Genomic DNA, 13200 nt, shown 5'->3' with positions numbered 1-13200 from the left:
TGCACGTGTCGGTAGCGTTGGTATGGTTCCGTCGGGACCTGCGGTTGCAGGACAATCCGGCGCTGCAGGCGGCGCTGGAAGCGGGCCACGCTGTGGTGCCGGTGTACATCCACGCGCCGCACGAAGAGGGCGAGTGGGCGCCGGGCGCGGCCTCCAATGCGTGGCGCCATCGTTCGCTGGCGGCACTGGATGCCGGCCTGCGTGCACGGGGTTCATCGCTGGTGCTGCGTGCCGGTGACAGCCTGCCTTCCCTGCTGGAGCTGGTGCAGCAGACCGGCGCCGAAGCGGTGTACTGGAACCGCAAGTACGAACCGGCCACGCAACCGCGCGATGCCGCCATCAAACGCACGCTGCGCGAGCAGGGCATAGATGCGCAGAGCTGCAACGGCAGCCTGCTGTTCGAGCCCTGGGACATCGCCACCCAGCAGGGGCAGCCCTACAAGGTATTCACTCCGTACTGGCGCAACGTACTCAGCCACTGGCGTTTGCCCGCCTTGCGGGCCGCACCGGAGACGCTGCCGGCGCATACGGTCGACAGCCTCGCGCTGGATACGCTGCAGCTGGCGCCCACGCTTCACTGGGATACCGGGTTCTGGGAACACTGGCAGCCGGGCGAGACCGGTGCGCTCGAGGCGTTGTCCGTGTTCGAGGATGGTGCGCTGCGCGGCTATCGCGAGCAGCGCGACCTGCCGGATCGGGTCGGTACCTCGCGGCTGTCGCCGCACCTGCATTTCGGCGAAATCGCGCCGTGGCGCATCGCCCACGCGCTGGAAGGCCTGCGCAGTGCCGGTACCGATGCTGACATCGATGGCTACCTGCGCCAGCTTGGCTGGCGTGACTTTGCCCATCACCTGCTGCACCACTTCCCGAAGACGCCGACCGACAACCTCAATCCACGCTTCGATCGCTTCCCGTGGGCCAGTCCCAGTGCCGCCCAGCTGCACGACTGGCAGCGCGGCAACACCGGCGTCCCCATCGTCGATGCTGGCCTGCGCGAGCTCTGGCATACCGGCTACATGCACAACCGGGTGCGGATGATCGTTGCCAGCTACCTGTGCAAGCACCTGCGTGCGCATTGGCTGCACGGTGCGCGCTGGTTCTGGGACACGCTGGTGGATGCCGACCTGGCCAACAACACGATGGGCTGGCAGTGGGTGGCCGGCACCGGTGCCGACGCGGCTCCGTATTTCCGCGTGTTCAATCCCGTCACACAGGCCGAGAAGTTCGATCCGCAGGCGCGCTACATCAGCCGCTGGGTGCCTGAGCTGGCGGCGCTGCCGGTAAAGGCGCGGTTCGCTCCATGGCAGCATCCGCACCTGCTGGCCGAACGCGCGCCGGGCTACCCACGCACGCCGCTGGTGGACCTCGCCGCTGGCCGGGATGCCGCTCTGGCCGCCTACCGTCAGTCGGCGGCGGGGTAAAGCGCTGGCTGAGCGGTCCAGACAGCTAGCTGAACACGCCCCTGTCGACCGGCGTGATCATCATCCCGACATCGCGTCCGGCTGTTTATCCTCGTTGCCGCCCGCAAGCCGCCGGCCCGACCGGAAACCAAGGAGAACACCATGATCCGCAACACCACCCGCAACGTCGCACTGGCCCTGATGAGTGCGGCCGTCCTGTCGGCCTGCGCCACCGGCGGCTCCTATGTGCAGAGTGATCCGTACGGCAACCCGACCGAGCAGCAGAACCGCACCGGCCGCAATGCCCTGATCGGTACCGCCATCGGCGTGGCCGCGGGCCTGCTGTCCGGCGACAGCGCGACCGAGCGTCGCCAGCATGCGCTGATCGGCGCGGGCATCGGTGCACTGAGTGGCGCCGCGGTGGGCCAGTACCAGGATCGCCAGGAGCGCGCGCTGCGCGAGCGCACCGCCAACACCGGCATCGACGTCGAGCGCCAGGGCGACAACATCATGCTGAACCTGCCCGACGGCATCACCTTCGACTTCGGCAAATCGGCACTGAAGCCGCAGTTCTACGGCTCGCTCAATGGCGTTGCCGGCACCCTGCGTGACTACAACCAGACCATGATCGAAGTGGTCGGCCACACCGACAGCATCGGCAGCGACGCGGTCAACAACCGCCTGTCCAAGGAGCGTGCTGATTCGGTTGCGCAGTACCTGATCGGACAGGGCGTGCAGAGCGTGCGCATCGAAACCCTGGGCGCGGGCAAGGCCTACCCGATCGCTGACAACAGCACCGATGCCGGCCGTGCCAAGAACCGCCGCGTCGAGATCCGCGTGATTCCTCTCAAGCAATAACGCGCAGCGTTATTGCTGTTCCGGCGCAGCCGGAACGAAAATGCCGCCCTTGCAGGCGGCATTTTCTGTGGGTGCCGAGTGTGCTCGGCACGCCGATAGCCCATGTGGAGAGCCGTGCCGGCCAAGGTCGGCATCTACCGGAGGCGATCCAGGAGCAGGGTACAGGCGGCATCGCTGCAGCTTACGCCGCCGAAGCAGCCACCTTCTCCAGGATCCGCTTGCCGCTGCTCGCCAGCGCCGCTTCTTCCTGTTCCTGCTGCTGCCGTGCCAGCTTCGCACCGGGGCACTGCGCCAGCATGTAGTTGGCATCGAAGTTGAGCTTCTCCACCAGGAAATCGACGAACGCGCGCACCTTCGGCGAGACCAGCCGGCCACCGGCGAACACCGCGTTGAAATCCACTTCCGGGCCGGTCCAGCCGGCCAGAACCCGGCGCACCATGCCCGACTCGACGAACGGCTTGGCCATCACGTCTCCGGTCAGCAGCAGACCTTCGCCACACACCAGCGCGCCATTCAGCGCAGACATGTCGTTGGCCGTCATCAGCGGCGTCACCGGGAAGTCGCGCAGCTCGCCACCGTTCTCGCCCAGCTGCCAGGTAAAGCGTGGCGAATTGCCGGTGTGGTACGGCTTGCGCATGGCCAGGATGCGGTGGAACTGCAGCTCTTCCGGATGCAGCGGCTCGCCGTAGCGCTCGATGTAGGCCGGGCTGGCGAATACCTGCGTGCGCAGGCTGCCGAGCTTGCGCGCCACCAGGTTGGAATCGGGCAGGGCACCCACGCGCAGGGCAAGATCGGCCTCACCGGCGATCAGGTCCAGCTTCTCGTTGCCCATGTGCATGTCCAGGCGGATTTCCGGGTACTGCGCATGGAACTGGCCCAGCAGCGGTGCGATCCAGGTGATGCCGATCGAATAGGGCACGGTGAAGCGCAACCATCCGCGTGGACCAGACTGCAGCTGGCTGACCGCGCTTTCGGCTTCTTCAAGTTCGCGCGCGATGCGCTGGCAATGCTCGTGATAGATCGAACCGGCTTCGGTGAGGCCGAGGCGGCGCGTGGTCCGGTGCAGCAGGCGCGCACCGAGGCGCGTTTCCAGTTCCTGCACTTTGCGGCTGACCGTGGTCTTGGGCAGGCCGAGCGATTTGGCAGCCGCGATGAAGCTGCCTTGCTCGACCACTTTGACGAAGATCAGCGTCTCGTTGAGATCGTGGGACATGGTCAGGGATCCTGGACGTCGGGGATGGGGCAATCGTGACAGAACGATTGGACCGGGGACGGGATGATTATTCCCCTTAATCAGGACTAATCAAGTAGGGGTTTGAGGTCTATCGTGGCGCCATTCGCTAATTGGAGCCCGTCCGCCATGAGCCTGCGCAACATTCTTGCCCGCTTCCGGATTGCCGGCCAGAACGCCCTGGACCTGGCAATGACCGTTGAATCCCGTCCCAGCTCCTTGGTTAACAAGGATTTTCGGGAGTTTACCGCACCCATGCGTCAGCAGCGTGGCGGTGCCTTGCACCTTGCCTCGCACAAGGGTGACCGACTGCGCCGAATCGGGACTATCCCGGATTTGGGAGGAAATGTCCCGTGAATGGGATTCTGACGCCCGAGGTCCTGGTTCTCGGCGGCACCGGTGCCGTGGGCCAGGGTGTGGTCGGCGCATTGCTGGAGGCCGGCAGCCCCGTGCTGGTGGTCGGCCGCGATCCCGGCCGCCTGGCGGCGTTGCACGAGCAGTTTGCTGATGAGCCGGGCCTGCAGACGATGCTGGGCTCGCTCAGCGACGACAGTTCGGCACGTGCGCTGGCCGAACGCGTGGCACAGCGCCCGCGCCCGCTGGCAGCGGTGGTTGCCGCGATGGGCGGCCCGTACAACCGTGGCCGCGTGGTCGAGCGTGGCGGTGACGCCCTGTCGGCGGCATTGCAGGCGGACCTGATGCCGCATGTGCACGCAGTGCACCACCTGCTGCCGCTGCTGCAGGACAACGTGCACGCCCGCCGCTACGTGATGATCGGCAGCCCGGCCGGGCTCAAGCCTTGGGCAGGCTATGGCGAGACCTCGATCACCACCGCCGCGCTGCGCATGTACGCGCAGGTGGTGCACCAGGAAGCGCAGGCCGTAGGCGTACGCGCGCAGATGCTGGAAGTGTGCAGTCCGGTCTGCACGCCGGCCAACGCTGCCAACGCCTGTATTGAATGGCCGAGTTCACTGCTGGTCGGTCGCCGCGTGGTGTCCCTGCTCGACGGGTGCCGCGACAACCGCGCAATCGTCCGTTGCGACAGCAGTGATGCCGAACTGCCACGCGGCCTGCTGCACCTGGAAATACCGCCGCTGTGGCGCGACACCGCAGGCGTTGCTTGACCTCGACTTTGGTTGAGGTCGCAGGATACGCCGCCGAAAGTTGATAGCAATTCTCAAATAGCTGTACCACCCCTCCGTACGGATGCATGCCATGACTTCCCCCAATACCACTCCACATCGTTTCGGTCATCGCATCGCGATGGCTGGCGTGTCGATCCTCGCCGCCGCCGTCCTGGCGGCCTGCAGCGGTGGCCATGCCGAAGAAGCCGGCGCGCCGCCCCCGCCGCAGGTCTCAGCTGCCCCCGTGCTGCTCAAGCAGGTCAGCCAGTGGGATGAATTCAGCGGTCGCGTCGAGGCCGTGCAGAGCGTCGAGCTGCGCCCGCGCGTGTCCGGCTACATCGACAAGGTCAACTACGTTGAAGGCGAAGAAGTGAAGAAGGGCGCCGTCCTGTTCACCATCGATGCCCGCAGCTACCAGGCCGAGTACGACCGCGCCAACGCCGAACTGGCCCGTGCGCGTACCCAGGCGGTGCTGGCCCGCAGCGAATCCGAGCGTGCCAAGCGCCTGGCCGAACAGCAGGCGATTTCCACCGAGACCGCCGAACAGCGTCGCGCGGCCGCCGACCAGTCCGGTGCGGCGGTGCAGGCTGCGCAGGCCGCGGTGGATGCCGCCCGCCTCAACCTGGAGTTCACCAAGGTGCGTGCGCCGATCGACGGCCGTGCCGGCCGGGCGATGGTCACCGCCGGCAACCTGGTCACCGCCGGCGACAGCGCCAGCGTGCTGACCACGCTGGTCTCGCTGGATACGGTGTTCGTGTACTTCGATGCCGACGAAAGCACCTTCCTGCGCTACGCGCAGATGGCACGCAAGGGCGAGCGCCCGAGCGAGCGCGACAGCGAGCTGCCGGTGAAGATCGGCCTGTCCGGTGAAGAAGGCTACCCGCACTCGGGCAAGGTCGACTTCCTCGACAACCAGGTGACCCGCAGCACCGGCACCATCCGCGTCCGCGCACTGCTGGACAACGCCGATCGCCAGTTCACCCCGGGCCTGTTCGCCCGCGTGCAGCTGCTCGGCAGCGGCCAGTTCCAGGCCATGCTGATCGACGACAAGGCCGTGCTGACCGACCAGGACCGCAAGTACGTCTATGTGGTCGACAAGGATGGCAAGGCCCAGCGCCGTGACATCCGCCTCGGCCGCACCGCCGAAGGCCTGCGCATCGTCGAGCAGGGCCTGGCCGCCGGTGACAAGGTGATCATCGATGGCGTGCAGAAGGTCTTCATGCCCGGTATGCCGGTGCAGGCGAAGGCGGTGGCGATGCAGCCCACCGCTGCGCCGGCGCCGGGTCGCGATGCAACTGCCGCACTGAACCACTGATCCGCCGGCTCCTGATCCGCGTCCCCGCTTAGCTGCCGGTGCCAGCGGCAGCCGTCACTGCCTTCGCCAGATTGGCGAGGGGCAGGGCGGCTGTTGCCCGCCGACGGCCTTTTCCAGGAATTCTTCCATGGACTTTTCCCGTTTCTTCATCGACAGGCCGATCTTCGCGGCGGTGCTGTCGATCGTGATCTTCGCCGCAGGCCTGATCTCGATTCCGATGCTGCCCATCGGTGAGTACCCCGAAGTGGTGCCGCCGTCGGTGGTCGTACGCACGGTCTACCCGGGCGCCAACCCGAAGGTGATCGCCGAAACCGTGGCCACCCCGCTGGAGGAGGCCATCAACGGCGTTGAGGGCATGATCTACCTCAAGTCGGTGGCCGGTTCCGACGGCGTGCTGCAGATGACCATCACCTTCCGCCCGGGCACCGACCCGGACGAAGCGGCGGTGAAGGTACAGAACCGCGTTGCCCAGGCCCAGGCGCGACTGCCCGAGGACGTGCGCCGGCAAGGCGTGACCACCCAGAAGCAGTCACCCACCTTCCTGATGGTGGTGCACCTGACCTCGCCCAACGGCAAGTACGACACCCTGTACCTGCGCAACTACGCCCGCCTGCACGTCAAGGACGCGCTGGCACGTATCCAGGGCGTCGGCGACGCACAGATCTTCGGCGGTGGTGACTATGCCATGCGCGCCTGGCTGGACCCGGACAAGGTTGCCGCGCGCGGCCTGACCGCCAGCGATGTGGTGCGCGCCATGCGCGAGCAGAACGTGCAGGTCTCGGCCGGCCAGCTCGGCGCCGAGCCGATGCCCAACAGCCAGTTCCTGACCCTGATCAATGCCCAGGGCCGCCTGCGCAGCGAGCAGGAGTTCGGCGACATCGTGCTCAAGAGCGGCACCGACGGTGAAGTGGTGCGGCTGGCGGACGTGGCCCGGGTCGAACTGGGTGCCGGTGACTACACGCTGCGCTCGCAGCTGGACGGCAAGAACGCGGTGGGTATCGGTATCTTCCAGGCCCCCGGCGCCAATGCGCTGGAGATCCGCGATGCGGTGATGGCCAGCATGGACGAGATGCAGAAGACCATGCCGGCCGACGTGAAGTACGAAGCGGTGTATGACACCACCATCTTCGTGCGCGACTCGATCAAGGCTGTGGTCTCCACCCTGCTGGAAGCCATCGCGCTGGTGGTGCTGGTGGTGATCCTGTTCCTGCAGACCTGGCGTGCTTCGATCATCCCGCTCATCGCGGTGCCGGTGTCGATCGTCGGTACGTTCGGCGCGCTGTACCTGCTGGGCTTCTCGATCAACACGCTGAGCCTGTTCGGCCTGGTGCTGGCGATCGGCATCGTGGTCGATGACGCGATCGTGGTGGTGGAAAACGTTGAGCGCAACATCGAAGAAGGCTTGACCCCGCTGGCCGCTGCGCATCAGGCGATGCGCGAAGTGTCCGGGCCGATCATCGCCATCGCGCTGGTGCTGTGTGCGGTGTTCGTGCCGATGGCGTTCCTGTCGGGCGTTACCGGTCAGTTCTACAAGCAGTTCGCGGTCACCATCGCCATCTCCACGGTGATCTCGGCGATCAACTCGCTGACCCTGTCGCCGGCCCTGGCGGCCCGCCTGCTCAAGCCGCATGGCGCGCCGAAGGACGCCCCGACCCGCATCATCGACCGTCTGTTCGGCTGGGTGTTCCGTCCGTTCAACCGCTTCTTCAAGTCCAGCTCGGAAAAGTACGAGCGTGGCGTGTCGAAGATCCTCGGTCGTCGTGGTGCGGTGTTCGTGGTGTATGCGGTGCTGCTGGTCGGTACCGGCTTCATCTTCAAGCTGGTGCCGCCGGGCTTCATTCCGACCCAGGACAAGCTGTACCTGATCGCCGGCGTGAAGCTGCCGGAGGGTTCGTCGATCGCGCGTACCGATGAAATGCTGCGCAAGGTCGCCAAGATCGCCCAGGAAACCGACGGTGTGGCTCACACCATTTCGTTCCCGGGCCTGAATGCCCTGCAGTTCACCAACACGCCCAACACCGGTGTTGCGTTCATTCCGCTCAAGCCGTTCAGCGAGCGCCATGGCCGTACCGCGGCGCAGATCAATGCGGAGATCAACCAGAAGATCGCAGGCCTGCAGGAAGGGTTCGCCTTCGCCATGATGCCGCCGCCGATCCTCGGCCTCGGTAACGGCAACGGCTACCAGATGTTCATCCAGGACCGTGGCAACCTCGGCTATGGCGCGTTGCAGAACGCGGTGCAGTCGATGCAGGGTGCGGTTGCGCAGACCCCGGGCATGGCCTTCCCGATCACCAGCTACCAGGCCAACGTGCCGCAGCTGGATGCCGAGGTGGACCGTGTCAAGGCGAAGGCCCAGGGCGTACAGCTGACCGAGCTGTTCGACACGCTGCAGACCTACCTGGGTTCGGCCTACGTCAACGACTTCAACCAGTTCGGACGTACCTGGCAGGTGATCGCGCAGGCCGATGGCCAGTTCCGTGACAGCGTCGAGGACATCGGCAAGCTGCGGACCCGCAACGACCGTGGCGAGATGGTGCCGATCGGCTCGATGGTCACCGTCAAGGAAACCTACGGTCCGGACCCGGTGCTGCGCTTCAACGGCTACCCGGCCGCTGACCTGGCCGGTGAAGCCGACCCGCGTGTGCTGTCTTCGGCCGAAGCGATGAACAACCTCACCGCCATCGCCGCCAAGGTGCTGCCGGTGGGCATGGCTACCGAATGGACCGACCTGAGCTACCAGCAGGCGACCCAGGGCAAGGCGGCCTTCATCGTGTTCCCGGTGGCGATCATGCTGGCGTTCCTGGTACTGGCCGCGCTGTACGAAAGCTGGTCGCTGCCGCTGGCGGTGATCCTGATCGTGCCGATGACCCTGCTGTCCGCGCTGTTCGGCGTGTGGATGACCGGCGGCGACAACAACGTGTTCGTGCAGGTCGGCCTGGTGGTGCTGATGGGCCTGGCGTGCAAGAACGCGATCCTGATCGTCGAGTTCGCCAGAGAGCTGGAAATGGGCGGCAAGGGCATCGTCGAAGCGGCACTGGAAGCCTGCCGCCTGCGTCTGCGCCCGATCGTGATGACCTCCATCGCCTTCATCGCCGGCACCGTGCCGCTGGTGCTGTCGCATGGCGCTGGCGCCGAAGTGCGCTCGGTGACCGGCATCACGGTGTTCGCCGGCATGCTGGGCGTGACCCTGTTCGGCCTGTTCCTGACCCCGGTGTTCTACGTGGCACTGCGCAAGTTCGTCACCCGCAACGGTGGTGGCCAGCTGGTGCAGCACGGCGAGCCGACCATCCACCACTGACATGGAAAACAGCGGCGCCGGCAATCACCGGCGCCCGCTTCCCCCTACCAAGGCAATGAATCCATGAACACCCATCAGAACAAGATCGCGCTGGTCACCGGCGCAACCCGCGGCATCGGCCTGGAAACCGTGCGCCAGCTGGCACAGGCCGGCGTGCATACGCTGCTGGCCGGTCGCAAGCGCGAAACCGCAGTGGAACTGGCGTTGAAGCTGCAGGCCGAGGGCCTGCCGGTGGAAGCGCTGCAGCTGGACGTCAATGATGGCGCCAGCATCGCCGAGGCGGTCGATCAGGTGCGCCAGCGCCATGGTCGTCTGGACATCCTGGTCAACAACGCCGGCATCATGATCGAGAACCCAGCGCAACTGCCGTCGGAGCAGTCGCTGGACACCTGGCGTCGCACGTTCGAGACCAACGTGTATGCGCTGGTGGCGGTGACCCAGGCCTTCCTGCCGCTGATCAAGCAGGCCAAGTCCGGCCGCATCGTCAACGTCTCCAGCATGCTCGGCTCGCAGACCCTGCATGCCGATCCGACCTCGGGCATCTACGACTTCAAGATCCCGGCCTACAACGCGTCCAAGGCCGCGGTGAACAGCTGGACCCTGGCTCTGGCCCATGAACTGCGCAGTACGCCGATCAAGGTCAACACCGTGCACCCCGGCTACGTGAAAACCGATATGAACGGTGGCAACGGCGAGATCGAAATCGCCGAGGGCGCGCGTTCCAGCGTGCAGATGGCGCTGATCGGCGAGTCCGGCGCCAGCGGCAGCTTCACCTACCTGGGCGAGGTGCTGCCATGGTGATCCGCACCCTGGCGATGGCCGTCTCCAGCCTGGTGCTGGCGGGCTGTGTCAGCGTCGGCCCCAACTACAAGGCACCGGTGCAGGAGCCCGTCGTCCTGCAGGGTGCACAGCAGCCGGTCTTCAGCACCACCTCGCCGGTGGCCAGCTGGTGGGCGCAGTTCGATGACCCGGTGCTTGAAGAACTGGTGCATGGCGCGCTGTCGGACAACCTGGACCTGCGCGTGGCTGTCGCCCGTGTCAGCCAGGCCCGTGCCGTGTTCGTCGAGAGCCGCTTCGACCAGGCGCCACACGTTACCGCTGGCGGCAGCTACGACCGCCGCAAGCAACCCGATCCGCAGCTGGGTGGGCAGCGGGTGTTCAGTGAAAGCTACCAGCTCGGCTTCGATGCGGGCTGGGAGCTGGATCTGTTCGGCCGCAAGCGCCGTGCTGCAGAGGCCGCGCGTGCCGACCTGGACGCCGAGCAGGCCAACCTTGCCGACGCGCAGGTGCTGATCGCTGCCGAAGTGGCACGCAACTACTTCGAGTTGCGTGGCACCCAGAAGCGCATCGCGGTGGCCCAGCGCACCCTGGTCAACCTGCGCGATACGCAGCGGCTGACCGAGGCGCGCTGGGAACTGGGTGCCGGCAGCGAACTGGACGTGCAGAGCAGCCGCGCACGGTTGAAGGCCATCGAGGCCGACATCCCGCTGCTGGAAGTGGCCGAGACGCAGTCGCGCAACCGGTTGGCTGTCCTGCTTGGTCAGCGTCCGGAGGTGCTGACCGCCATGCTGGCACCGCACGAAGTGCCGGCGTTTGCCAAGGCACTGCCGCTGGGTGATACCCGTGAACTGCTGCGCCAGCGTGCCGACGTGCGCGTGGCCGAGCGTCGCCTGGCTGCCGCCACCGCGCGTGTCGGCGTGGCCACGGCCGATCTGTTCCCGCGGTTGTCGCTGTCCGGTTTCGTCGGCTTCCTCGGCGGCGATGCCAGTGGCCTGGTCAACGGCAACAACAAGGCCTGGTCGCTGACCCCGTCGTTGAGCTGGGCGGCATTCGACTTCGGTACGGTCAAGGCACGCCTGCGTGCCAGCAAGGCCGAGGCCGAGGGCGTGGCCGCGCAGTACGAACAGGCGGTGCTGCTGGCGCTGGAGGACACCGAGAACGCGTTGACCCGCTACTCCAAGCAGCAGGCGCGGTTGGCCATCGTTGTCGAGCAGGCGCAGGCGGCACGGCGTGCCGAATCGCTGGCGCAGATCCGCTACCGCGAAGGGTCGGAGGACTTCCTGACCCTGCTGGACGCGCAGCGCACGCAGCTGGTGGCCGATGATGCACTGGCGGCCGCCGAATCAGAGGTCAATGTCAGTGTCGTGGGTGTGTACAAGGCACTCGGTGGCTGGGGCCAGTCACCGCAGGCGCCGAGCGTGGCGCAGGCGCGCTGATCGACAGGGGACGGAAGCATCTGCTTCCGTCCCTTTTTTTCATCATGGCCAGTGGTTGGCCGGAGCATCGTGATCACGCATGCGCACGATGCAGAATCGATGACCGGTGGGCGCTTCCATCACCCACCAGCGTTTGACGAAACCGACCCGGCGGGCACCGAGTTTTTCCAGCCTTTCGGCTTCGGCGTCGATGTCGTCGCTTTCGATATCCAGATGCACCCGCGACGGGTGATCGACCCGCTGCACTTCCACGTTCAATCCCGCCGGCGCGCCCATCAGATCGGCATACTCTGCGTCGCCTTCAGCACGGGCGGGCTCGGCCTGCAGGCCCAGCGCTGCGGCCCAGAAGCGCGCGCTGTCTGCGGCGGGTGTGTCCTGGCAATCGATGATGAACCCGGCCAGTCGGCTGCGATGGGTCATGCGTTGTCTCCGCTCAACGAGGATGCTGGCAGGGTAGCGCGTGGGCCGCCGTGGACGTTCTCGCCGCTGTGACGTTTCTGACTCTGCCGGAAGTGCCGCCCGCCGTGTAACTAGTGGGGAAAAACCACGGGAGCACAGGACATGGGCGAACAGAAGCAATCGGCGCAACGGACGCTGCTCGGTGATCCCGGCCTGCCAGGGGCCGGGCTGTCGGTCGGCGTGGTGGTGTTATTGGTACTGGCAGCGATGGCCGCGGTGATCGGCTTCGTGCGCCTGCCCGATTCAATGCTGGGTGTTGGCCTTGTCGGCATTGCGGTGTTCCTTGCCGTCGGCGCACGCATCTGCCAGGCGCGCGACCAGCATCAGGCGTTGTACCGCCTGCTGGGCAAGCGACCGTCGCCGTAGCGAGGGTCGCTGCATTGTTCAGTGCTTCGGCCAGTCCAGCTCAACGACCAGCGGGAAGTGGTCGGAGGGCAGTACGCCGTCGATGCGGCGGTCATCGGTCAGGAAGCTGCGCGCGTGGAAGCCACGTACCAGCACCCAGTCCAGCTCGGCGGTCGCCGTTCCTGTGAAGTTGTGGAAGGTCAGGCGCGGACCCTGCGGCGACTTGACCTGGCGACGGGTGTCCTGAAGCACCCGGGTGAAGGCCTGATAGGTGCCGCCGCCGGGCTCGCTGTTGAAATCACCGGTCAGTACCACCGGCAGGTCGGAAGGCAGCGCGGCCACGCGCGTGGCAATCAGTTCGGCTCCCTTGATCCGGCGCGGCTCGTCCTCGTCGCGGTAGGGCAGGTGGGTGTTCATGAAGTAGAAGCGACGGCCATCATCCAGGCGGCGGAACACGGCCCAGGTGACCATGCGCGGGAACAGGTTGCCCCAGCTGATGCTGCCTGCGACCTCGGGCGTATCGGACAGCCAGAAATTGCCTGACTCTTCCACCGCCAGCACCTTGCTGTCGTAGAACACGCCCATGTGTTCGTCGCCACTGCCACCGCGGCGGCCTTCGCCGAACCAGCGATAGTCGGGCAGATGTTCGGCCAGGTAATTGGCCTGCTCCAGCACCAGCTCCTGGGTGCCGATCACCGCCGGATGCGCCTGCTGGATCACCTTGACCATGGCATCGCGGCGGTCTTCCCAGCGCTTGCCAGGGTCGGTGTCGGCAGGGGTGCGTACGTTGAAGGACATCACCTTCAACGGCGCGGGCGATGCTGCCCAGGTGACGGCGGGCAGAGCAAAAGCCAGGAGTGCGCAGAGCGCGGACGTGCGGAAGCGAGACAACATCGTGGAATCCCTCCATTCCATGAAAGCGGTTTCATGGAGAATGCCATGGAAGGCAAGGGC

The 13200-nt window shown here is 66.2% G+C and carries 12 protein-coding genes; 9 read left to right on the top strand and 3 right to left on the bottom strand.

Features of this window, described 5'->3' with window-relative positions:
• The first annotated feature begins 5 nt into the window (after positions 1–5).
• Both BW38_RS03125 and BW38_RS03130 read left to right on the top strand, forming a co-directional pair.
• The gene (locus BW38_RS03125; protein WP_032977962.1) at positions 6–1421 is read left to right on the top strand and encodes a deoxyribodipyrimidine photo-lyase; all 1416 of its coding nucleotides are present in this window, start codon (positions 6–8) and stop codon (positions 1419–1421) included.
• 141 nt (positions 1422–1562) lie between these two features.
• Positions 1563–2258 (top strand): OmpA family protein, encoded by a 696-nt coding sequence (locus BW38_RS03130; RefSeq protein WP_025878838.1) that lies wholly within the window; start codon positions 1563–1565, stop codon positions 2256–2258.
• Between the two features lie 181 nt (positions 2259–2439).
• On the opposite strand, the gene BW38_RS03135 is transcribed toward BW38_RS03130, so the two are convergent.
• Positions 2440–3471, bottom strand: coding sequence for a LysR family transcriptional regulator (locus BW38_RS03135; protein ID WP_025878839.1), 1032 nt, complete (start codon positions 3469–3471; stop codon positions 2440–2442).
• A 147-nt stretch (positions 3472–3618) separates the two neighbouring features.
• Here BW38_RS03135 and BW38_RS03140 point away from each other — a divergent pair, with 147 nt between their 5' ends.
• The 6 genes from BW38_RS03140 (at position 3619) to BW38_RS03165 (ending at position 11442) form a co-directional block, all read left to right on the top strand.
• Positions 3619–3846, top strand: a complete 228-nt coding sequence (locus BW38_RS03140) for a hypothetical protein (protein WP_025878840.1) — start codon at positions 3619–3621, stop codon at positions 3844–3846.
• Positions 3843–4613, top strand: a complete 771-nt coding sequence (locus tag BW38_RS03145; RefSeq protein ID WP_025878841.1) for an SDR family NAD(P)-dependent oxidoreductase — start codon at positions 3843–3845, stop codon at positions 4611–4613. The genes BW38_RS03140 and BW38_RS03145 overlap by 4 nt, the downstream gene beginning before the upstream one ends.
• Positions 4614–4704: 91 nt before the next feature.
• Complete coding sequence (locus tag BW38_RS03150; protein WP_025878842.1) at positions 4705–5928, top strand: efflux RND transporter periplasmic adaptor subunit; 1224 nt, start codon at positions 4705–4707, stop codon at positions 5926–5928.
• 127 nt (positions 5929–6055) lie between these two features.
• On the top strand, positions 6056–9226 hold the full coding sequence (locus BW38_RS03155; protein WP_025878843.1) for a multidrug efflux RND transporter permease subunit: 3171 nt from the start codon (positions 6056–6058) through the stop codon (positions 9224–9226).
• A 63-nt stretch (positions 9227–9289) separates the two neighbouring features.
• Entirely contained in the window at positions 9290–10027 is a 738-nt protein-coding gene (locus tag BW38_RS03160; RefSeq protein WP_032977834.1) for an SDR family oxidoreductase, read from the top strand.
• Positions 10021–11442: an efflux transporter outer membrane subunit gene (locus tag BW38_RS03165; RefSeq protein WP_025878845.1), complete on the top strand. Its 1422-nt coding sequence runs from the start codon at positions 10021–10023 to the stop codon at positions 11440–11442. The genes BW38_RS03160 and BW38_RS03165 overlap by 7 nt, the downstream gene beginning before the upstream one ends.
• A gap of 42 nt (positions 11443–11484) precedes the next feature.
• On the opposite strand, the gene BW38_RS03170 is transcribed toward BW38_RS03165, so the two are convergent.
• Positions 11485–11862 (bottom strand): VOC family protein, encoded by a 378-nt coding sequence (locus tag BW38_RS03170; protein WP_032977831.1) that lies wholly within the window; start codon positions 11860–11862, stop codon positions 11485–11487.
• A 141-nt stretch (positions 11863–12003) separates the two neighbouring features.
• On the opposite strand from BW38_RS03170, the gene BW38_RS03175 reads away from it, so the two are divergent.
• Complete coding sequence (locus tag BW38_RS03175; protein ID WP_025878847.1) at positions 12004–12267, top strand: hypothetical protein; 264 nt, start codon at positions 12004–12006, stop codon at positions 12265–12267.
• Positions 12268–12285: 18 nt separating this feature from the next.
• Here BW38_RS03175 and BW38_RS03180 read toward each other — a convergent pair whose 3' ends face one another.
• A complete protein-coding gene (locus tag BW38_RS03180) occupies positions 12286–13140 on the bottom strand; it encodes an endonuclease/exonuclease/phosphatase family protein (RefSeq protein ID WP_032977829.1) in 855 nt (284 codons plus the stop codon).
• Positions 13141–13200: the final 60 nt, after the last annotated feature.

The sequence above is a fragment of the Stenotrophomonas sp. RIT309 genome (assembly GCF_000632045.1).
GTDB classification, from domain to species: Bacteria; Pseudomonadota; Gammaproteobacteria; order Xanthomonadales; family Xanthomonadaceae; genus Stenotrophomonas; species Stenotrophomonas indicatrix.
The sequence above is the reverse complement of the archived record's forward strand: the minus strand, read 5'-3'. Positions and strand labels throughout refer to the sequence as shown.